Below are 22,827 nucleotides of genomic sequence, written 5' to 3'. Positions count from 1 at the left end.
ATAATCAAAATATGAGATTGTTAAAAAGTATATTACTTGTTTCTTTCGTAGTATTTGTGTTTTCATGTGTTCAACAGAGAAGGGGTAATGATAAAAATAAGGAGCAGCATATACCAATAAAGGTAGAGGTAATTGTTCCTGAACATGGAATGGCAGATCCGCATGCTTGGGTACAAAATGATAGTGTGTATATTATTTGCGGGCATGATAAGTCATGGAACCCTACATCGTCTTTTCCGATGGATCGATGGGAAGTGTGGTCTACCGGTGATTTGATAAATTGGAAACATCACAGAAATATTTTACCAACTGATACCTACATAGGTGATAAACCAAACTGTTGGGCTGGAGATGTTTGTGAGAGAAATGGAAAGTATTATTGGTTTTTTTCTAATAGGAATATTGATACTGGAGTAATGGTGGCAGATAATATTACCGGTGTTTATAAAGATTTATTAGGGAAACCTTTGCTGCCGAAAGGTATTGTTCCTGTACATCCTTATGATCCTGAGATATTTATTGAGGATGACATATATACGATTTGTTTTGGCGTAGGAACTTATTATATGGCAACCCTTGCAAAGGATATGAAATCTTTGAGCAGCAAGCCAAAAAAAATAATAATTAAGGATAAGAATGGTGATTTCTTTAGCGCAGAAGATAAGCCAACTTTATTTAAACGTAAGGATGCGTATTATTTGGTTTTTGGAAGTCGGTATGCAATGTCAAAAGATTTATATGGACCATATGTTTTTCAAGGTGCCTTTCTGAGGGGCGGTCATACTAGTTTTTTTGATTGGAAGGGTCAAAAATATGTACTGCAAGAAAATCATGATATCAGCGCTTTTTTTAGAGGAGCCAGTTTGAAACCTGTTAATTTCAATTCAAATGGAACTATTATTATTCCAAAGGACGATCGTATGTATCCAGAACCAGGGCGGCCATTCCAATTTCAAAATAGCACAATGGGATGGAAAGCGATCCATGGGACTAGTTTGATGTTTGAAGATGGAAAACTATCAGGTAAAGTATTTGAAGAAAACGCTATTATAAGAAGTGCACCTTGGTTGTATACAGATACGAGGCTTTGTTCTAAAGTGGTTTTTAAAATTAAAAATAAAAGTGAAGCAACTCAAATGAAGTTTTCGGTTTATACGAGGGATGAAAAAGCGAATTCATTTTGGAGTGTTCAAACCGCGCCTGTAGATTGGAAGCGGCAGAAATGGGTAACTATTGATATATCTGCTAATGATAACAAGTTTAAAACATATGAAATTGAACTTTCTGAATTTGGACAAATTAACAATAGGTTAATGCAAATTGCTCTGCAACCTTTTGTAGGCGTTGCAGAAGGAGAATGGGAGTTAGATGAAATAATTATTAATTAATTTGAAGTTTTAACTAGTGGTCTTTTATTATTGACTTTTTTGTTGATATAAAATCTAGTGAATTTGAAGTTTAGATCTAGAAAGCATAGCTTTTTAAATTTTACAAATTTTAAAAAAAATAAAGCGTAAGTTTTAATCAAGTATCTTTTGGTGGTATACTCTTAATACGAAGAACATCTAGTCTAAGAAAAAATACATTTGGTTGTTTAAACTTCTTATATTGTATTTAATATTGTGAAATACAATTAAATAAGTTTTAGATGAATTTACAACGCACAACAACTATTGTTTTATTTCTTTTCCTGTTTTTAGGGAAGAAAGCGATTTCTCAAGAAGTTCAACCAAATATTTTATGGATTCTTACCGATGATCAAAGGTATGATTCTGTGAAAACATTCAATCAGGCTATAGATGGCAGAGAAATGAGCGAATTGGGTTATATTGAATCTCCTGAAGTGGATAAATTGGCAGCTAAAGGAACTACATTTGTGAATACCTATTGTCAAGCAACTGGCTGTGCACCTTCAAGAGCAGCTATGCATCAAGGACGTTATCCTTTTAGGTCGGGTGTGTATGAATTCGAATATCATAATAACGTAGCCGAGCATATGAAACCTTCATTGCCTGAGCAGATGGTACAGTTAGGATACCAAACTTTTCATGTTGGGAAACTAGGTTATCGTTTAAAAGGTTTGAAAGAGAATGGAAAAACCAAGCCTCATAAAGTTTATCAAACGGATATCGATTTTAGAAATTTAGGAAAACAAGGATTGACAGATTACTGTAGCGGTGGTTGGTGGCCAGAAGTTGCGGGAGAAAAATTCGAAAAGCCTATAACAGATATCAGTTATTTTGTCAATGCAGATGGAGATTTTGAATTTGTATCAAAACAACTTAATGAAAGGTCTAAAAAGCATAGAAAAACGGCCAAAGAGGTTACTAAAAAGTACGATTTACTAAGGCATTACAAAAAAGGACAGCAGGAGTCTATATACAAAGGTATGATTATCTCTGGGGTGAGTCCGCAACCAGCAGGTAAAACAAGAGATGGGTATTATGCTTACTTCTTGAATGAATACCTTGTGAATGAAAAAAAGACCTTTGAAGCTGGTGATTTAAAATTCAAAGGAGTAGATCCATCAAAACCAGTATTTGCACATATAGGATTTGATTTTCCTCACACACCAGTATTACCTCCTGCAGAGTTTAGAAAACGTTTTCAGAAACATACTTATAAAGTTCCTGATTTTAGTGAAGCCGAATTTGCTGAAATGGCGCAGCAAATGAAAAAGCAAGTGACGATCAAATCTTCTTACCATTTTACCAAAAAAGAAAAGCAAAAGATGATTCAAGATTATTATGCTTTTTGCGCATATGGAGATCAATTGGTTGGACAAGCGGCAGATGATTTTATTCAGTATAGTGAAAAACATAAACAACCTTGGATGATTATTTATGTTTGTGGTGATCATGGATGGAAATTGAATGAACATGGTGGGATTTCAAAATTTACTCCTTGGGAATGGGATAGTCATAATCCAATGATTGTGGTCTCATCAGATAAAGAAAAATTTCCAGCAGGGAAAATTGTCAAAAACTTTACTGAATTTGTTGATATTGCTCCAACTGCTTTAAAAGCGGCAGGTGCAGATATTGCTTCGGATAAATTTAAATATTTGGATGGAATTGATCTTGCCGAAACGGCTGCTGAAACGGCTCCTATTAGAGATTATATTATTGGAGAAAGCCATGCTGTAACGGGTCCAAGAGCATACATAAGAACCAAGTATTATGTATTGTCTTTAAAAACGAGACCCTCTAAAAAAGAAGGAGTAAATATGAAATGGGCGCTATCAGCATCTTGGGAGGATTTAGATCCTGCCTTATATAGTTCTAAAGAAGATCCTAAAGAACTACATAATTTAGCTTTTGATAAAGAATACACCGCGGTAGCAGAAAAGATGAAAAATAAATTGTTAAATATTGTACTTGGTGATAATCGAGTTGAGATTAACTGGGAAAAATGGGGAACGGGTACCAAGGTGTTTCATAGTAATTTCGCACCAGGAGCGCATGATTATAAACTAAAATTATAGGTCTTAAAAAAATAAGATAAATTAAGTGATATGAAGAATTTCTTAAAAGTATTATTGCTGATATGTGTTGTTTTTCCCATAAACGGACAAAATAAAAAGACTAATAAAAATGGGGTATGTTTTGCTATGTACACGGTACATGAAAAAACACTAAAACTTACAGCGCAGTTTTATCCGGTTAAATATTACAATCCATTTAGAGCATCTTTACAAATAAAACAAAATGGAAAATGGGAAACCGTTCAAGAGTCTGAAATTAACTATCCGGGCTATACCGCTCATTTTAGAATTGATGATTGGAATGATAACAGCGAACACGCTTATCGAATTTTTTATAACAAACAGGCAAACTATCAAGGGATGATTCGTCAGAATCCTATGGATAAGCAAGAGATTGTGATGGCTGCATTTTCTTGTTGGTCAACCTACCAAAAACATGGTGGAGCCGGAGCTAAGGATATTACCGATAATTTAAAAAAGTTGAACCCAGATGTTTTGTTTTTTGCAGGTGATCAAGTTTATGATCATAGTAATCATTATGGGAATTGGTTGAAATTTGGAGAAGTATTTGGAGATATAATAAAAAATACACCAACCATTACAATTCCCGATGATCATGATGTTGGACAAGGAAACTTATGGGGAAATGGCGGAAAAAAAATCGACAGTAGAGATGGAGATCAAGGTGGATATTATATGCCGGTAGCTTACATAAAAGAAGTAGAAAGAGCACAGACAAGTCATTTGCCAGACCCCTATGATCCAACGCCAATAGAACGAGGAATTGGAGTTTACTATACAGATTTTAACTGGGGAGGAGTTAGTTTTGCTATTTTGGAAGATAGAAAGTTTAAATCGGGTCCAAAACGAGTTTTAGAAAAAAAGAGATATAGTAATACACTGGAGATGGATGTAGATGGGGCAACTCTTTTGGGTGATAGACAGTTGAAATTTCTTGAAGATTGGACTACAGATTGGGAAAGTGCTGAAATGAAAGCGGTACTATCTCAAACAATTTTCACCAATTTAGCAACACATACACCTACAATTGATAAAAAGATGAAGTATAGTGTTGATTCTAATGGATGGCCACAGTCAGGTAGAAATAAGGCGCTCCAAGTAATAAGAAAAAGTTTTTCTTGCATGATTGCAGGAGACCAGCATCTTGGTTCTGTAGTACATCACGGGGTGGAAGAATGGAATAATGCAGGGTATTCTTTTGCTGTTCCTGCTGCCGCAAATTTTTGGATGAGATGGTGGAATCCGGAGAAACCTGGGAAAAATAAAAAAGCAAAAGCACCAAATTATACTGGTGAGTATGAAGATGCATTTCATAATAAAATAACCGTTCATGCAGTAGCGAATCCTACACATAAAGATAATCAACCTCGTGAGGACCTCTTGGATGGTAGAGCAGCTGGCTATGGAATAATTAAATTTAATAAGGCTGAAAGAGAAGTTACATTTGAATGTTGGAAGAGAAATGTGGATATTACAAATCCAAAGAGTAAACAGTATGACGGTTGGCCAGTTGTTTTTAATCAGCAGGATAATTTTCAGATTAAAGATGGATTTCAACTCCCTGTACTTAAAATTTCTAAAAAGAATCAAGTAGTTACCGTTAGGGATGCTTTTACAAAAGAAGTAATATTGTCTTTAAGAATAAAAGGTTCAGAATTTCAGCCTAAAGTGATGAGAAAAGGAAATTTTATGATCGAGGTTGGAGAAGGTGACGATTTGAAGAAATTCTATAATATTCCTTCTGTTGAAAAAAACAAGAAAAGTATAAAGGTGAATTTTTAATATGTTGTAATCTGAAAATAGATGAAAAGTTAGAATTTTAGAGTATACAAAGACTATACTTCGTGAATTTAAATATCATGTTTAGCCCCTTTCAAATATTGTGTTTACACAGTGTTTAAAAGGGGTTTCTTTTGTTTGATGATTTCTTGACTGTTGTGTTTTTTTGTATATTGAAGCAAAACATATCCTATAGCTTAAAAAACATTTGAGAAATGCAAGGCGTTTGAATAATCGTACTATTGAGTATTGAAATTTAAAATAAATTCACAATGTTGTTAAATAGATTTTTCATTTGCTCATTAGTTCTAATGTTTTCGGTAAACAAATTTATAAGTGCCCAAAAGCAAAAACCAAATGTACTTTGGATTTTAACAGATGACCAACGATGGGACTCCATTGAAGTTTTTAATGAAATTATGAGTGGTACGAAGGAAAGTCAACTAGGATATGTAGAATCTCCGCAAGTGGATAAATTAGCTAAAAAAGGAACCACATTTATCAATACGTATTGCCAAGCACAGGGCTGTGCTCCTTCAAGGGCTTCAATGCACACCGGACGTTATCCATTTAGATCTGGAGTGTACCAGTTTGAATATTTCAATAACAATACAGAGAATTCATATCCTTTGTTACCAAACTCAATGGAGCAATTAGGGTATCAAACAATGCATGTTGGTAAGTTGGGAGTTCGAATGAGAACTTTGAAAAATGGGAAAGCAGTGAAGACAGATATTTACCAGACGGATGTAGATTCTAAAACTTTTGAAAATGAGGGTTTGCCTGAGTGGGGAAAGCAAAGCATTTTAAAAGAGATAGATGGAGTGAAATTGAAAAAACCAGTTCGTAATGTGGTTTATTTTAAAGATGCTGATGGTTCTATTTTATACAAGTCAGAACAACTAGAAAAAGAAAATCCACAGTTTGCGGGAATGGCGAAGCAGGCAGTTGAAAAATATGATTTATTTTTTAAGTACAATAACAAAGAAAATCATCCCCAAAGTGAGTTCAATAGTGGAGTATTGTATGGGGTAAGTCCTAAGCCAGCAGGTAAAACACGTGATGGTAATTATACAAGTGCATTTATTGATTTTTTGCAAAACGAAAACGGTTCTTTTAAGGTTGGAAATACCGATTTTGAAGGCGTAAATACCTCAAAACCGTTGTTTGCACATATTGGTTATGATTTTCCACATACTCCTGTGTTACCACCTTCGGATTATCGAAAACGCTTCCAAAAACATGACTATAAAATTCCAAAACTGACAAAAAAAGAATTCAACAAAATGGCGAAAGCTTTTCAGAAAAGAGTTAGAAAGAGCTATTCTGATGATTTTACGGATTTAGAAAAACAAAAAATGGTACAAGATTATTATGCTTTTTGTGCCTATGGGGATGCATTGATTGGAGAGGCTGTGGAAGAATTTATCAATTACAGCAAAAAACAGAAGCAGCCATGGATGATTGTTTATGTATGTGGAGATCATGGTTGGAAGTTAAATGAGCATGGTTCAATTGCTAAAAATACACCTTGGGAAATAGACAGTCATAATCCGATAATTGTGGTTTCTTCTGATAAAAAGAAGTTTCCCGCAGGAAAGGTTGTTAAAGATTTTACCGAGTTCGTTGATATTGCACCAACCATTTTAACCGCTGCAGGTGCAAATTTAAAAGCTAGTGGTTTTGAATATTTGGATGGAGTTAATTTAGAAAAAGTAAGTTCAAAAGAAATCCCTGCACGTGATTACGTGATCGGAGAAAGTCATCATAGTATTGGGCCAAGAGCTTATATTAGAACAAAGGATTTTATGTTTTCGGTTAAAACAAGACCGAACTCTAAACGCGGAGTAAATATGAATTGGGCAATGACGGCTTCTTATAAAGAGTTAGATCCTGCATTGTATCATACTTCGAAGGATCCAAATGAACTAAATAACCTGGCTTTTGATTCAAATTATACCAAAGTTGCCATGCAAATGAAAAAGAAGTTATTGTCGATTGTTATTGGTGATGGTAGAGCTGAAGTGAATTGGGGTGGAGATAACTTTGGTAAAACTACAAAGGCTATTGGAACCGAGGTATATAAAAGTAATTTCGATCCAGGTGCACATGATAATAAACTAAAATTAAACTAATACATAGTAACATGAGAATACATAATATAATTACAGTTGCTCTCTTTGCAATATTGAGTGTGGTGTCAAAAAATGTTTTGGCACAAAAGCAAAAGCCTAATGTACTTTGGATTTTAACAGATGATCAACGCTATGATGCTATTAGAGCTTTTAATAAAATGCTACATGGTAGAGAAATGAGTGAATTGGGCTATGTAGAGTCGCCTAACGTGGATAGATTAACTAAGATGGGAACTACTTTTATCAATACCTATTGTCAAGCATCTGGTTGCGCTCCTTCAAGAGCATCTATGCATTATGGACGATATCCATTTAGATCTGGGGTGTACGAATTTGAGTATCATAATAATTTAGCACCACATATGAGACCTAGTTTGCCTGAACAAATGGAGGCTTTGGGTTATGAAACAATTCATATAGGAAAACTTGGGGTTCGATTAAAAACTAAAAAAAATGGAAGAATGCAAGGAGCTGAAATGTATCAGCAGGATATTAGCTTTAAGCAATTAAGGAAAGATGGTTTAACAGATTGGGGTAAAGATTGGTTTTATACACTTGATGGTGAAAAGTTAAGTACACCTATCAAAAGCATGGAGTTTTTTGTAACAGAGGAAGGGAAATTTGAGTATCGCTCTAAAGATTACGAAAAACAGTTTCCGGAAAGAGAAGGAGAAGCAAAAAAAATAATGGAGAAATACGATATTTTTATGGAGTACAATAAAAAGAAAGGGCCCATGACTCCATTTTCAGCCCCTATAATTAGTGGTGTTAGTCCAAGAAAAGCAGGTAAAACTAGAGATGGGTATTACGCTTCTATTTTTGATGATTATTTGAGAAATCAGAATAAAGAATTCAAAGCAGGTTCAAGAACTTTTAATGGAGTTGATACAGAGAAACCATTCTTTTGTCATATAGGTTTTGATTTTCCACATACACCAGTTTTACCACCGGCGAGTTATAGAGATCGATTTCAAAAGCATAGTTATAAAGTTCCTGCTTTTGATAAAAAAGAACTAGAGCGTATGCCAAAACAGTTTCAAAAGCAGGTAAAAGCATCGTATTCTGATCACTTTACTAAAGAAGAAAAACAAAAAATGATTCAAGATTACTATGCGTTTTGTGCTTATGGTGATGCTTTGGTAGGACAAGCTACAGATGATTTTATTGAATATAGTGAGTCAAAAAATCAGCCTTGGATGATTGTATATGTGTGTGGTGATCATGGTTGGAAATTGAATGATCATGGTTCAGTTTCTAAGTTTACGCCATGGGAAGTGGATAGTCATAATCCTATAGTCGTTGTTTCTTCTGATAAAAAAGCTTTCCCAGAGGGTAAAGTAGTTGAAGATTTTGCAGAGTTTGTGGATATTGCTCCAACGATTTTAGCAGCCGCTGGTGCTTCTTTGAAAGAGAACAAGTATGATTATTTAGATGGATTTGATATGGCTGAAATTGTATCGGGTTCTGTTGAATCAAGAGATTATGTTGTAGGTGAAAACCATGCTGTGACTGGTCCAAGAGCATTTATAAGAACCAAGGATTTTATGTTTTCGATTCAGTCTAGACCGTCTAAAAAAAGAGGAGAAAATATGGAATGGGCAAGAACAGCTACTTATAAAGAATTAGATCCTTGTTTATATCAAACTTCAAAAGACCCTCATGAATTAAATAATTTAGCATTTAATAAGAAATATAAAAATGTAGTTGAGGTTTTAAAAAAGAAATTGATTGATGTAGTTTTAGGTGATGGTAGAATTGAAGTAGGTTGGGGTAAAAAAGCAGATGGAACTACTGTGTATAAGAGTGAATTTGCTATAGGTGCTCATGACCATAAATTAAAAATGAAATAAAATTTTCAGAATTAAATAGATAAAAAAAGGAACAGATGACTGTTCCTTTTTTTGTGGTTTTGATCAATTACAACTCCTTTTGTTGAGATTCCCGGAAGGGGAGTAAACACGAATCCAATCGATTCTCATTTTGGTGTCGTTACCTGTTTTTGTATCCGAACTATTCCAGAATCCATCGAATCCACCATATCTCCAAGCTTGTGAAGCTTGACTAATAATCATATGCATTTCTCTTGTCAACCCATCTCCACAAGTAGTGTAGTTTTCAGGATCAATTCCTTCATCAGCTCTTAGTCCTTGAATGATTTTAACTCGTTTTCCATCAATAAAATAAATTAATTTTGAAGGAGTTTCCCATTTTACACCAAAATAGTGATAGTTTTCACTCCAGACTACTTCGTTATCTCTACTGCATGAACTATTATCTTTTTTACGTGACATCCAAGTGTCTTTATGGGGCTGGTAATCTAAACGAACACCGTTTTCTTGTTTAAAAGTGTGGTGACTCAAGTGAATTCTATCTCCAAAATATGGGAAGTCACATTGGGTTCCATTTGCTCTTATTCTTGGTCCGTATGCTTCTAGGTTGTCTATTTCTTCCGTTGTCCCTGGATCGTCACTTAACATCCAAACCGCATTGGCTAATTGTGAATTACTTATTTTAACTCTAGCTTCTTGAAATAATGGGTAACTGCTTTTGGCTTTGGTGGAAAGCATTCCACATTTTAATCTTCTAGCTGTTCCTGTACCTGTTTGAATTGCTTTTAGAACTAAGTCTCTGTTAGTTCCATGGGTTGTTTCAAAAGTAACTTGATCCCCAGACCATACTGTTGGACTCGGACCTGTATAGTTGTTTACAAAGCCTAGTTTCCATTTATTAGTAAAATCAGGAGATGATTTTCCACCAGGGTAATTAAATTCATCAGATAGTTCATCAATCAACTTCCAGTTTCCCATTCCGTAATTGGATCTATTGACTTGTGATAAGTTATTGTTGACCGGGCTATCAAAAAGGACTAAATCTGTAAGGAGGCAATTGTACATTTTTGCCAAAACATCTTCTTTGTTTTCGTGTAAAACAGAATTTTCTGCTTCTAGATTCATGTTTTCAATGGTTTCTGCTTCTTGACAACTTATCAAAACAGCGCAAAATGAAGCTGTTAAAAATAATGGTGCTAGTTTTCTCATAATATTGGTTAGTTTAATTGGTTTATGTTGTCATAAAGTTATTTTCTTTCTTCTAGAAATCGAGTAAAACTACAGGTATGTTGAGTTTATGTACTGTTTTTTTAATTTGTGATTTTTTTAATAATTTATATTATTAAATAGAATTACATAGACTAATGCTTACTGTTTTCCAGTTGTTCTAATTGTTTGTTCTGATGTTGTTTTGAAAATTTAATCGGTTTTTTATCTGAGATTCAATAAAAACGTGCTTTTGTGCTTTCCGTAAATAGTCTATTTTTTTTCTAGTAAATCTTGTTTTTTAAAAAATGAGTGCAGTTTAAGAATAGTCTCTATTTTAGAAAAAAAACGATTAGAGTAAGATTCGTTCATAGTACCAAGAAGCTCTTTATTTATTATTGTTTAAGACTAGACTTAAAATAGTTAAAGGCTTTAAGTTGTTGTAATAAAGTGAGTTATGTTCTTTATGGTACTTTGTTTGAATTTATTGATTTAAACATAACAAGCTAATAATTAACCATACATGATATTCAAATTCCTATAATTGATATAATATAGCTTATTGAATATAAGTTAGATCTAAGTTTTATGAAGAGATTAAAAAACGTAATAAAGTTTTCAGTTCGAATTCTATTTCTATTGTTGATCAATTTTTATGGATTTGCTCAATATGCAGGAGGAGAAGGTACAGAAGTAGATCCGTATCGAATATCAGAAGGCAGTCAACTTGTTAATTTAAGTAATACAAGTGATGATTGGGATAAACATTTCATAATTACAACGGATATTGATATGTCTGGTCTTGCTTTTACACCTATTGGAACCGCGGCTATTTCTTTTAGCGGTAGTTTGTTAGGTGGTAAACATACTATTTCTAATTTAACAATAACCCTACCGGTTGATTTACTTGATGGTACAGGCCTTTTTGGGTCTGTTAGTGGACGAGTGTCTGAATTGGCAATGAATAATATTTCCATTTCAGCGAATGGTTACAGTAGAGTAGCAGCCTTTATTGGTGTGCTTGAAGATGGAGGAAGTATTTCAAAATGTAGTACAACGAATGGAGATATTGATGTTGGTAACGGTGGTTGGGCCGGAGGAATTGTGGGAGTCATGTTTAATGGAGGAACTAAAACTGTTGAAGATTGTTACAGTACTACTAATATTGATGGTAGTTGGGGTTGTGGTGGAATCGTGGGTGTAATAAGAGGAGAACACACTATTAATAGAGTTGCTTTTTATGGTACAGTATCGGGTGGAAATGCCATTGTTACTATACAGAATGATCCTGATAATTCTCAGAAAAATGGAATTCCCCCAACAAATTCATTTTATGCAATTAGTTCAGGGGCAAGTGATGACAATGCTGTTGGATTGAGTACAGATGATCTTTTGATATCCTCGAACTACACAACTTTTGATTTTGAAGAAATTTGGAGAATAGAGGATGATTTAGGCTATGCAGTTTTAGATTTTTCACTTCCAGAATTGCCGTTTTTTGAAAAAATTAGAACCCAAAAAGTAGTTTCTGAAGAAGATGTTGAGTGGAAAATATTTGGTCCTGGTACTTCTGGTTATTGTGAGGAGTTTTGGTGCCACCCAACAGATCCGAATGTGATGTTTAGTGGTCCTGATATGCATGCTGCTTTTGGAACATGGGATAATGGAAAAACATGGCAAACTTTAAAAGATTGGGATGGGACAGGAGTCAAATTGCGTCGAATTCATGACATTGTCTTTTCTACCCAAAATCCAGATTTTGGTTTGCTTTTAGAACGAGAAGGTGAAATTTTTAAAACATTAGATAAGGGGAAATCTTGGAGCTTGGTTAAAGATTTAGGAAAAGCACATACAAAAATAGCGATACATCCTAGCAATGATAATATTTGGTTTGTCGGGGCTGGTGATTTTTGGAATGTAAAAGCCAACCATAGAAGTTTATCAAACCCAAATGGAGAATTACAGACGAGAGCTGATTATGGATATGTCTGGAGAACTACGGATCAAGGAGCTACTTGGAGTAAAGTTGCAACAAACATTTCGAATAATTTAGATGTAGGAAGAATTGTTTTTAATCCTAACAACCCATTAGTTATAATTATGGCAACAAGTCATGGAATGTATAGAAGCACGGACGGAGGTGAAAATTGGTTGCCAAGTGGAACAGGTTTGCCAAATAATTTACCAAGAGATTTAGTTTCATATTACAATTCTTTTAATGGTGAATTTATTCTATACACTACTGATCAAACTAAATATATTCCAAACGGGACTTCTATAAATACCATTGGTGGGGTTTATAAGAGTACTGATTCTGGGCAGACTTGGCAGAATATAACAGGTAATCTAGGATTGGATTTACAGGAAATATCGGATTATAATGTTAGAGATCGATACCATCGTTCTGTAGCATATTGGTTGGGGATTAGCAAGTCAGAATCTAAGGAACTATATACAACTTATCCTACATGGACTATTCCTGTTTATAATAGAATTGAAGTGAATCCTTTAGACAAGAACGAAATTTATTTGGTTCATAATAAAAAGCATGATAAAGGTTTTGGACCTGGAGATTTATGGAAAACAGAAGATGGTGGAATTACTTGGTTTGCCTGTGCTAGAAATGGAAGTTATTGGATCAATGAAACGGATAAAAGCTATTGGGAATCAAAAAACAATCCATTAGGTGCGAATGTAGATTTTGCACATTTACAGGTTGCTATGGATAATAAAACGGAAAGTTCAGGGAATAGAATGTTGGCAATAAATTCTGAAGGACATGTTTTTACAGGGATTGACCAACAGTTATTGAGATCAGAAGATCATGGTGATACATGGTCACAAATTGACGATGATGAAACAGCCGAAGGAAGTAATAAATGGATTGGTAGAGGGAATACCAATCTGCCAGGAAGATTTTTATTGTTAGAAACAGGTATTGAAGGAAGAAAGTTGCTATGCAGTGGAGAGCATGGATTATGGCAAACTACAGATTTAGGGGATTGGCCTGATAAAGACGCGGTAGCGGTTGAGCAAATAGAAGGACAAGTACACGATCATAGTGGAAATCATGGAGCACATTCCATTTCTACAGTCGCTGTGCATCCAAATGATCCGAATATTATCTACTTCTTAAGTTGGAGGCAGGAACATCGTGGTAAGGTTAGAAAATCTACAGATGGAGGAGCAACATGGACAAATATTGCGACCCTATTTGATGCCGATAATGGTTCATGGGAGTCTGTAGCGACGCAGTATTCTTTATTGATAGATCCGGTGAATCCGGAGAATATGTATTTCACTTCTATATATAAGCCGTTAACAGAAGTAGGTGGAGGTGCTGGAGTAGATTTAACTTTAGGAGAGTATGGTGTTTATAGATCTAATGATGGTGGTTATAATTGGTCTGTGAGTAATGGCGATTTTCCGGAAGGATCTAGTATCCACAGAATAACAATGCACCCAGATAATCCTCAGGTAATTTTTGCTGCAATGAATCAATGGGGGACTAATGATTTAGGGGGATTATATAAATCAATAGATGGAGCCGTAAATTTTTCCAAAATGACGATTCCAAGTGCAATTAAATCAGTAAACAATATTTTTATTGATAGAAATACAAAAGATATGTTTATCTGTACAGGGTCACGCTCTGGAACAATTGAAGGTGGAGGTGTTTGGAAAAGTACTGATGAGGGAGAAAATTGGGAACGAATATTTGAAGCACCTTATGTTTGGCAGGCAGAGGTATCCCCTGTAAATTCCGATATTATTACAATTTCTGTTGCAGCTCAAATACCTACGATGACTGGTGAGTTTTTAAATCCAGGAGTGTATTTGTCACAGGACGCAGGTGTTACATGGAAAAAAATAAATAGAGGTCTAGCTCATTCCGATCGAGTTGTAGATTTGAAACCAGATCCAGTTGATGAAAATATTCTTTGGTGTGCAGGTTGGGGAAGTGCTTGGTATAAAGCAATATTACCTTCTGATAATTTGTCTATAAATGAGTTAAATTCCGCAGATACTACCAAAACATATGTTTATCCAAATCCCATAAGAAATGGTAAGTTATACCTGCATAATCTAGATGCTAAAGATGTGGAGTATAGTATTGTAAACACAACCGGTAAGATTTTTACAAGAGGGGTTTTAAACCAAAAATTTATCGATGTATCCTCTCTAGATAAGGGAACTTATATAATAACGCTACGCAGTAATTCGAAACTAGTATTAAGACAAATAATTATAAAGAACTGATGAAAAATAGAAACAAAATAGTTGGACTTTTTGTCCTTGCTTTGATTTTAACTGTCGTAATTGGAAAGGCTCAAAAGAAACCGAATATAATTTTGTTGTTTGCTGATGATATTAGTGCGAGAGAATTGCCAATTTATGGTAGTGATACTTGGAGTTTACCTAAAGGAGAGGAGTTAAAAGGAGGAGATACGCAAGATGAAAAGTACCGGGCAAAAACACCAAATTTAAACCGATTAGCAAAAGAGGGTGTTTATATTGAAACGGCTTGGGCAGCAACAGTTTGTGGTCCAAGTAGAGCTATGATGATGACGGGAAGATATGCACACAAGCATAAATGGTGGCATAATAAAGACAAAGGTAAGTCGCCTAGTGGAAAAGGAACATGGGATTTGTTTGATAGTTCTCCTCATACCATTGCACATGTAGTAAAAAAAGGTGGATATGTGACCTTTTGGGGAGGTAAAACTCAGATGAATATCTCCGGTTTTCCTTTTGATGAAGGCTGTTTTACTCCTGGAGAGGGCTCTTACAACAAAGCCATCCATACAACCGATTTCAGATTAGAAACAAGAAAAGTAAATGGAAAGAAGAAAATATACAATGCAGATACAAACAAACCTTTGACTCAAAAAAGTTATGTTCAATCTGGCTGGTATTGGAAGCCTCATGTACAGTTAATGAATCATCCTGACGCTAAAAAAGAATTAGAATGGTGGCCAAATGACAAAAAATCTAAAAAGAATTTTGGCTTGAGTACGTTTGGTCCAGATATTGAACTGGAATATATTTTTGATTTTATTGAAAGAAAAGAAAAGTCAAAAGAGCCTTTCTTTGTATATCATACGAGTCATTTGGGGCATGATGCATTTGATTTTTTGCACCCAGAATCTGGCAACAAATGGCCTGGTACCCCAAAAATTTCATGGGATGGTAAAAAGTATACTAGAGTAACACCTCATGTTACAGGTGATGATGGTAAGTATAATACTCATGGAACTATCACCGAAGATGGTATTCATACCCATATCAATTATTTAGATTATCAAGTATGGTTATATATGAATAAATTGAAAGAGCTAGGAATAGAGAATAATACCATATTTATATTCTGTGCTGATAATGGTACTAGCGGCTATGGAAAATCTACGCAAGTATCGCAGAAAGGAACGCATGTACCCTTGATTATTTATGCTCCCGGGTTGAATATGACTAAAAAGGGAAAACAAGATGTTTTGGTAAATATTTCTGATATGTTACCAACCATAGCGGATTTGGGAGGAGTTGAAATTCCTGAAAGTTATGAGATCAATGGAGAAAGTTTGATTCCTTTTTTAACAACCACTCAAAAAAAACATAGAGAATGGATCTATGGCTATCATAAAGGTACTCAAATTGTGAGAGGAGATTTAGTGATGAAAGATGGTAATAATGTATGGTATGATGTAAGTATAAATCCTTCTGATTTGATAAGTTTTCCTGTCATTAAAGATTGGTCAAAAGTTTCAAAGGAACACAGAGATCAAAGGGATAAATTAAAGAAAGTTATTGTGGATTTTGATTTACATGAAACTGAACATGATGCTCCTAAGAATGGTTATGGTAAAGTAGATAAGTTGGTTTTAAAATAAGGGTTATGAGATATTCTATTGTATGGATCATTACTTGCTTTTTTTGCATTCAAACGAATTCCTATAGTCAGGAAAACTCAAACACAACAGAAGAGTTACGGATTAGAGGAGGTTTGCCCAACTTTTTTTCTAAATTGAAAAAGGGAAAAACAGTTAAAATAGCTTACTTGGGTGGAAGTATCACCCATCAAGAAGGTTGGAGACCAAAATCTTTTTCTTGGTTTCAGAAGCAATATCCTAAAACGTCTTTTGAAATGATCAATGCCGCGGTTCCTGGCACGGGAGCTGATTTTGCAAATTGTAGGTTAAAGAAAGATCTTTTGAATTCAAATCCAGATTTGGTGTTTATCGAGTTTCGTGTCAATGGTTCTTCGGGGTTTGGGGTAAGAGCGCACGAAGGGTTGGTAAGACAAATTTGGGAATTTGATCCTAAAATAGATGTCTGTTTTGTATATACTGTTGGAAAAAATATGATTACCAATCTTAGAGAAGGATTACAACATGGTGAAGGGAAAAAGATTGAAAAAACGGCTATTCATTATAATATCCCATCTATTGATTTTGGTATAGAGGTGGTAAAGCAGTTAGATAATGGAAACTTTGTTTTTAATAAAAACTCGGTAAAGAAGGGACAAAAAGTGTTTTGTAGGGACAATGTGCACCCAACTCAAGATGGTTATGAAATTTATAAAGATGTAATTGCGAAATCTATTATAGAATTAGAGGGGGAAGGTAGTATTGCAGAACACAAATTACCAAAGCCTTTAGTAGAAAATTATTTTAGAAAAGCTGAATTAGTATCTGTTGAAAATGCAGATAGAAGTACGGGTTGGAGTTTGGTTCAGTTAAAAAAAGATCCCGTCTATAAAGATGATAAATTTAGAACTTCAAAAATATTAGGCACTGCAATTAAATGTGATAAGGTTGGAGAAAAAATAACTATAAAGTGGACGGGGACAAATATTGCTTTTACAACTATTCCGATAGGGGAAGGTTTTGAAGTTGAGGTTCAGATAGACGGTGGAACTTCTAAGAAATACAGTTTTAGTCAAAAGAAATCAAAAAATAAGAATCGTCCGTCTCCCAAGTTTTCACGCTATTTCTATGGTGAGGAACAAGAATACGCTGCGCATACAGCTACATTAACTGTCACAAAATTAGCAAAAGGAAATTCCTTTTATTGTGGTCAATTTTGGGTTGTTGGTGCGTCCGATAAAATAATAAAATAATATCATTATGAATAAAATAAAAATAACACTAGTAGCTGTACTTTTCTGTTTCATTGGAAATGCTCAGAAGTCTAAAAATTCAAATAGTTTTTTTAAAAAAATAAAAAATGAAAGGGTTGTTTCGGATCAAAATATTATTTGGAAACAATTTGGACCTGGAATGGCAGGTTATAATGAAGAATTTTGGTGTCATCCTACAGATTCTAATACCATGTTTATGGGACCAGATATGCATGTGAGCTATGGTAGTTGGGATAATGGAAAATCTTGGCAAACTCTTAAAGATACAGATGGAGATGGTAGGGATATGGAGCGTGTTCTAGATATTGTGTTTTCTAAGCAAAATCCAGATTTTGGCGTAGCTTTAGAAAGAGCTGGAGGTGTTTATACTTCTTATAATAGGGGAAGGAATTGGAAAGAAATTTATAAAATTAAAAGAGAGAAAAAAGGAAGTAAATACACCAATGCTCATACTAAAATGGCAATCAACCCAAAGAATGATGACGAATGGATGATTGGAGCTGGTGATTTTTGGAATGTGAAAAATAATCACAGGAGTTTGAAAAATATCCATGGAAAATATAGCAGTCGATCGAGTTATGGATATATTCTAAAAACGACTAACGGAGGGAAATCTTTTACAAAAATTGCAACTGATATCTCTGAAAATTTAGATGTAGCAAGAATTGTTTATCATCCTAAAAACACAAAGGTCGTTTTTATAGCTACTAATTATGGTGTTTATAAAACAACGGATGGCGGTAAAAAATGGAAGTCTATAAATAAAGGGTTACCGAATGATTTACCACGAGATTTTACTTCTTTTTATAATGAGAAAACAGGTGGTTTTGAGCTGTATTTGGTAGAGCAAACGGTTTATCAAAAATCAGGGAATACTACTGCGGCAAAGGGTGGTGTTTACAAAAGTACAAATGAAGGGAAATCTTGGGAGGATATTACAGGGAACTTATATTTTGATATGAATAAAATTTCCTTCTCTCCAGAAAAAGACAGGTATTATAATACTATTGCCAATTGGTTTGGGATTTCTAAAAAGGAAATAAAAAAGAGTTTGGGAAAACTGCCTACTAAAACACTGTCTGTTTATAATAGAATGGTAATCAATCCTACCAATAGTAATGAGATATATTTAGCTTTTAATAAAAAACATGATAAAACATTTGGTCCTGGAGATTTAGTGAAAACTGAGGATGGAGGGAAAACATGGACGATTTGCGCTAGACAAGGGATGTATTGGCGTGGAGGAAAAGATGATGCTTATTGGAAAAGTAGAGGAAATTCGGTAGGTACAAATGTTGAGTTTGCACATTTACAAACCTATATGAACAATCAACCTGCAAGATCAGGAAATAGAATGTTAGCGATTAATTCCAAAGGTGACGTTTTTATAGGCATTGATCAGCAAACGTTAAGATCGGATAATAATGGAAAGTCATGGAGTCAAATAGATGATTATGAAACTTCTCCTGGGAGTAATAAATGGATTGGTAGAGGTGCCAGTGATTTACCAGGAAGATTTATGTTGCATGAGACAGGAATTAAGTCTAGAAGGCTGTTGTGTAGTGGAGAACATGGATTATGGCAAACAACTGATTTAGATGGTTGGCCAGACCAACAAGCGGTTGCAGTTGAGCAAATAGAAGGTCAGGTACATGATCATCATAAAAATCATGGTTTACACTCGGCATCAACAGTTGCAGTACATCCAAATGATCCAAATACATTGTACTTATTGGCTTGGAGACAAGAGCATAGAGGGAAACTAAGAAGAAGTACAGATGGAGGGAAAACTTGGGAGAATATTTCTACAATCTTAGAAGGAAGTAATCCATCTTATCAAGGGTTGGTACCACAATATTCCTTGACTATTGATCCTAAAAATCCTAATAATATGTATTTCTGTACTATTAAAAAGCCAATTGCGGAAGTAGGAAATGGTATCGCTAAATTAACAAAAGGAGGTCTTGGGTTTTATCGTTCGTTTGATGGTGGATACTCTTGGGAAATGAGTAATGAAGGTTTCCATAGTGGGGCGAGTGTGAGAAGAATAAAATTGGACCCAAAGAATCCAAATGTTATTTACGCCGCAACCAATGACAATAAAGGTGGGTTATATAAATCTACCAATAAAGGAGATTCTTGGAAGAAAATAAAAATTCCTTCTATGATAAAAGCTGTAAATAATGTTTTTATTGATAGAAATAATAAAAATATTTATATCGCCACAGGAAGAAAAAACGGGACTTATGAAGAAGGTGGAGTTTGGAGGAGTAAAAACAATGGAAAAAAATGGGAACAAATTTTTAAAGCCCCTTTTGTATGGCAAGTGGAATCATCTCCAGTAGATCAGGATTTAATTGTAATCAGCGTAGCAGGGCATTATGCTACTAAATTTAAGAATCCTGGGGTATACCTTACAACAGATGGAGCAAAAAGTTGGTCTAAAATAAATAATGGTTTGGGACAACCAAATAAAATAGTAGATGTAAAACCAGATCCATATAATAAAAATGTTTTGTGGTGTGCATCTTGGGGTAGTGCTTGGTCTATTGCTTATCTAAACGGAAGTAAAGAAGGATGGTTACAAGAAAAATAAGGAATCAATTGATAAGGCAAGCAGTAACGCTATTTGTGTTTTTTTTGCTGGGTTCATTTATGAGTCATGCGCAATTAGATAAAAAATATTTTAAAAAATTGCACTCAAAAGAAGTAGACTCTGAAGACTTGGTGCAATGGAGGCAAGTTGGTCCGGGAATGTCGGGTTATTGTGAAGAATTTTGGTGTCATCCAACGGATAAAAATGTAATTATGATGTCTCCGGATATGTATAATACCTATGGTTCTTGGGATGGAGGAAAAAGTTGGAAAACGGTTAAAGATCCAAATGGCATTGGAAAAGACTTGGCAAGGATGCGTAATTTTGCCTTTTCTTATCAGGATGCTGATTTTGGAATGTCAATTTCTGGAGGAGGAAAACTTTATAAAACCTTAGATAGAGGTAGAAGTTGGAAGGAAATAGAAACTTTTAAAGGTCGTCATTCAGTGGTTGTTGTTGACCCTTCTAATGATAGAAATTGGTATGTCGGTCCTGGTGATTTTTGGAATGTGAAAAAGAATTGGCGTCATCAAAACGGCCAAGCTGGAAAAACGAATAAAAATTCAATTTATCGCAGTAGAGACAAGGGACGTACTTGGGAGAAGTTTAAAGTAGGCAATTCACCTAAAATTGATGTTGGAAGAATTGTAGTAGATCCTAACGATTCTGATGTACTTATAGCAGCAACAAATGAAGGCTTGTTTAGGAGTATTGATCAAGGAGTTACTTGGGAGATGAGCGCAAAAGGATTGCCTGTAAATAGACCTAGGGATTTGGATTTTTATTATGATAAAAAATCAAAGGAATTCGTTTTGTATTTGGTTGAACAAACGGCTTTTATTGGAAGTGGAAGTACTGTGAAAACTCAAGGAGGAGTTTTTAAAAGTTTAGATAGCGGAAAATCATGGCAGAATATTACCAGAGATTTGGCAGTAGATATGAGTCAAATATCAAGTAAAACTTTGCAGAATAAATATTGGAATTCTGTTGCATATTGGTTTCAAACGAATATAAAGTCTATTCGATTAAAACATCCTGAGTATCCAACAAAAGTTTTGGATGTTTGGCATCGGATTCAGGTAAACCCAAAAGATAAAAATGAAATCTATCTTTCTCACAATAGCAAACACGATAAGGCCTTTTTACCTGGTGGTGTTTGGAAATCTGAAGATGGTGGGCGTACATGGAAAGCTGCTGCACGAGAAGGTAAGTATTGGATTGACGGAAAAGATAAAGCTTATTGGAAATCTAGAGGCAATGATGTGAATATGAATACAACTTTTGCTCATATGCAACCTGAAATGGATAGGAAAGAAGAATCGTGGGGTAATAGGTTTTTAGAATTAAGTGTAGATGGAACCCCGTATATATGTTTAGACCAACAAATATTGGCATCAAACGATGGGGGGAATACGTGGAAACAGATTGATGATGATGAAAGCAAACCAGGTAGTAAAAACTGGATTGGTAGAGGTGGTAGTAATTTACCCGGGAGAACTATGTTGTTAGAGACAGGAATAAAAGATAGATATTTATTTTGTAGTGGAGAGCATGGTCTTTGGCAAACGGCACCTTTGGGGGATCATGCTGATAAAATGGATGTTGCTGTGACACAAATAGAAGGCCAAATTCATCATGGAGGTTCTCACTCTGCAGGTACGGTGGCAGTGCATCCTCAGGATCCAAATATTATCTTTTTTATGTCATATCGACAAAATAATAGAGGGAAGGTTAGAAAGTCTACTGATGGTGGTAAAACTTGGGAAAATATTGCCACTATTTTTGATGCAGATGTACCGACTCATATGAGGTTGGTTTTTGTTAACTCTTTAACAATAGACCCGGTAAACCCAAATAACATGTATTTTTGTGCAACCAGAAAACCAATTTCTCAAGTGTCTGGACCTTATGCAACGGAATTGACTAGAGGGGATTATGGGTTTTATCGATCCTCTGATGGTGGTTGTCATTGGGAATTAATCAATAACGGATTTCCTGAAGCTTATAGTGTTAGAAGATTAGTACTTGATCCTGATAATCCTGAAACCCTATATACCGCTGTAAATAGTGAGAATGGAGGATTGTTTAAATCTACCAATAAAGGTGGTTTATGGAAGGAAGTTTCGATACCCGATGAAATTGAATTTGTGAATAATGTGTTTATCGATAGAAATACGAAATATCTATTTATTTCTTGTGGAAATGAAGCTGCAACCGACAAAGGTGGCGGTGTATGGAGAAGTAAAAATCATGGAAAATCATGGGAAAAAATATTTGACATGCCTTATGTTTGGCAATGTGAAACATCACCCGTAAATTCTAAAATTATAACTGTTTCGGCTCCTCTGCCACCAAAAACGAAAAACTCAAAATCTAAATTAAATCCAGGCGCTTACCTATCTTTAGATGGAGGTGTCTCTTGGACTAAAGTAAATAATGGTTTGGGGCAACATGATAGAATTGTGGATATAAAGCCGGATCCCTATAGAGAGGATGTTTTTTGGTGTTCTCAAAAAGGTAGTGGTTGGGCAATTGGTTATTTAAAAGGGACAGATAAAGGCTGGTCTGAATAGTAGTTTCTTAATTAGTTTATGATGATAAAAAACGTGTTGAGTTATGTGTTGGTGTTTGTTGGGTGT

General features: G+C 34.8%; 11 protein-coding genes. 10 read left to right on the top strand and 1 reads right to left on the bottom strand.

The genetic code is table 11. The features are described 5' to 3' along the window. The first annotated feature begins 11 nt into the window (after positions 1 to 11). The 5 genes from AC2DGP_RS08255 (at position 12) to AC2DGP_RS08235 (ending at position 9,269) form a co-directional block, all read left to right on the top strand. Positions 12 to 1,388, top strand: coding sequence for a family 43 glycosylhydrolase (locus AC2DGP_RS08255; RefSeq protein ID WP_484489590.1), 1,377 nt, complete (start codon positions 12 to 14; stop codon positions 1,386 to 1,388). A 260-nt stretch (positions 1,389 to 1,648) separates the two neighbouring features. Then, positions 1,649 to 3,484, top strand: coding sequence for a sulfatase-like hydrolase/transferase (locus tag AC2DGP_RS08250; protein WP_484489589.1), 1,836 nt, complete (start codon positions 1,649 to 1,651; stop codon positions 3,482 to 3,484). A 30-nt stretch (positions 3,485 to 3,514) separates the two neighbouring features. Further along, entirely contained in the window at positions 3,515 to 5,287 is a 1,773-nt protein-coding gene (locus tag AC2DGP_RS08245; protein ID WP_484489588.1) for a hypothetical protein, read from the top strand. A 308-nt stretch (positions 5,288 to 5,595) separates the two neighbouring features. Further along, complete coding sequence (locus tag AC2DGP_RS08240) at positions 5,596 to 7,419, top strand: sulfatase-like hydrolase/transferase (RefSeq protein WP_484489587.1); 1,824 nt, start codon at positions 5,596 to 5,598, stop codon at positions 7,417 to 7,419. Between the two features lie 11 nt (positions 7,420 to 7,430). Next, positions 7,431 to 9,269: a sulfatase-like hydrolase/transferase gene (locus AC2DGP_RS08235; RefSeq protein ID WP_484489586.1), complete on the top strand. Its 1,839-nt coding sequence runs from the start codon at positions 7,431 to 7,433 to the stop codon at positions 9,267 to 9,269. A gap of 63 nt (positions 9,270 to 9,332) precedes the next feature. Here AC2DGP_RS08235 and AC2DGP_RS08230 read toward each other — a convergent pair whose 3' ends face one another. After that, positions 9,333 to 10,457, bottom strand: coding sequence for a LamG domain-containing protein (locus tag AC2DGP_RS08230; protein WP_484489585.1), 1,125 nt, complete (start codon positions 10,455 to 10,457; stop codon positions 9,333 to 9,335). Between the two features lie 585 nt (positions 10,458 to 11,042). Here AC2DGP_RS08230 and AC2DGP_RS08225 point away from each other — a divergent pair. Genes AC2DGP_RS08225 through AC2DGP_RS08205 form a run of 5 tightly spaced genes read left to right on the top strand, consistent with a single transcriptional unit; the run spans position 11,043 to position 22,761 of the window. Continuing rightward, positions 11,043 to 14,714 (top strand): VPS10 domain-containing protein, encoded by a 3,672-nt coding sequence (locus AC2DGP_RS08225; RefSeq protein ID WP_484489584.1) that lies wholly within the window; start codon positions 11,043 to 11,045, stop codon positions 14,712 to 14,714. Then, entirely contained in the window at positions 14,714 to 16,342 is a 1,629-nt protein-coding gene (locus tag AC2DGP_RS08220; protein ID WP_484489583.1) for a sulfatase-like hydrolase/transferase, read from the top strand. The genes AC2DGP_RS08225 and AC2DGP_RS08220 overlap by 1 nt, the downstream gene beginning before the upstream one ends. Positions 16,343 to 16,347: 5 nt before the next feature. Then, positions 16,348 to 17,571 carry an SGNH/GDSL hydrolase family protein gene (locus AC2DGP_RS08215; protein ID WP_484489582.1) on the top strand — a complete coding sequence of 408 codons (1,224 nt, stop codon included), beginning with the start codon at positions 16,348 to 16,350 and terminating at the stop codon, positions 17,569 to 17,571. Positions 17,572 to 17,578: 7 nt separating this feature from the next. Further along, positions 17,579 to 20,188 (top strand): WD40/YVTN/BNR-like repeat-containing protein, encoded by a 2,610-nt coding sequence (locus AC2DGP_RS08210; RefSeq protein ID WP_484489581.1) that lies wholly within the window; start codon positions 17,579 to 17,581, stop codon positions 20,186 to 20,188. Further along, positions 20,170 to 22,761, top strand: coding sequence for a VPS10 domain-containing protein (locus AC2DGP_RS08205; protein WP_484489580.1), 2,592 nt, complete (start codon positions 20,170 to 20,172; stop codon positions 22,759 to 22,761). The genes AC2DGP_RS08210 and AC2DGP_RS08205 overlap by 19 nt, the downstream gene beginning before the upstream one ends. Positions 22,762 to 22,827 lie beyond the last annotated feature (66 nt).

The sequence above is a fragment of the Flavicella sp. IMCC45537 genome (assembly GCF_057197705.1).
Note: the sequence above shows the minus strand (reverse complement) of the source record. Positions and strands in the feature narration are given on the sequence as shown.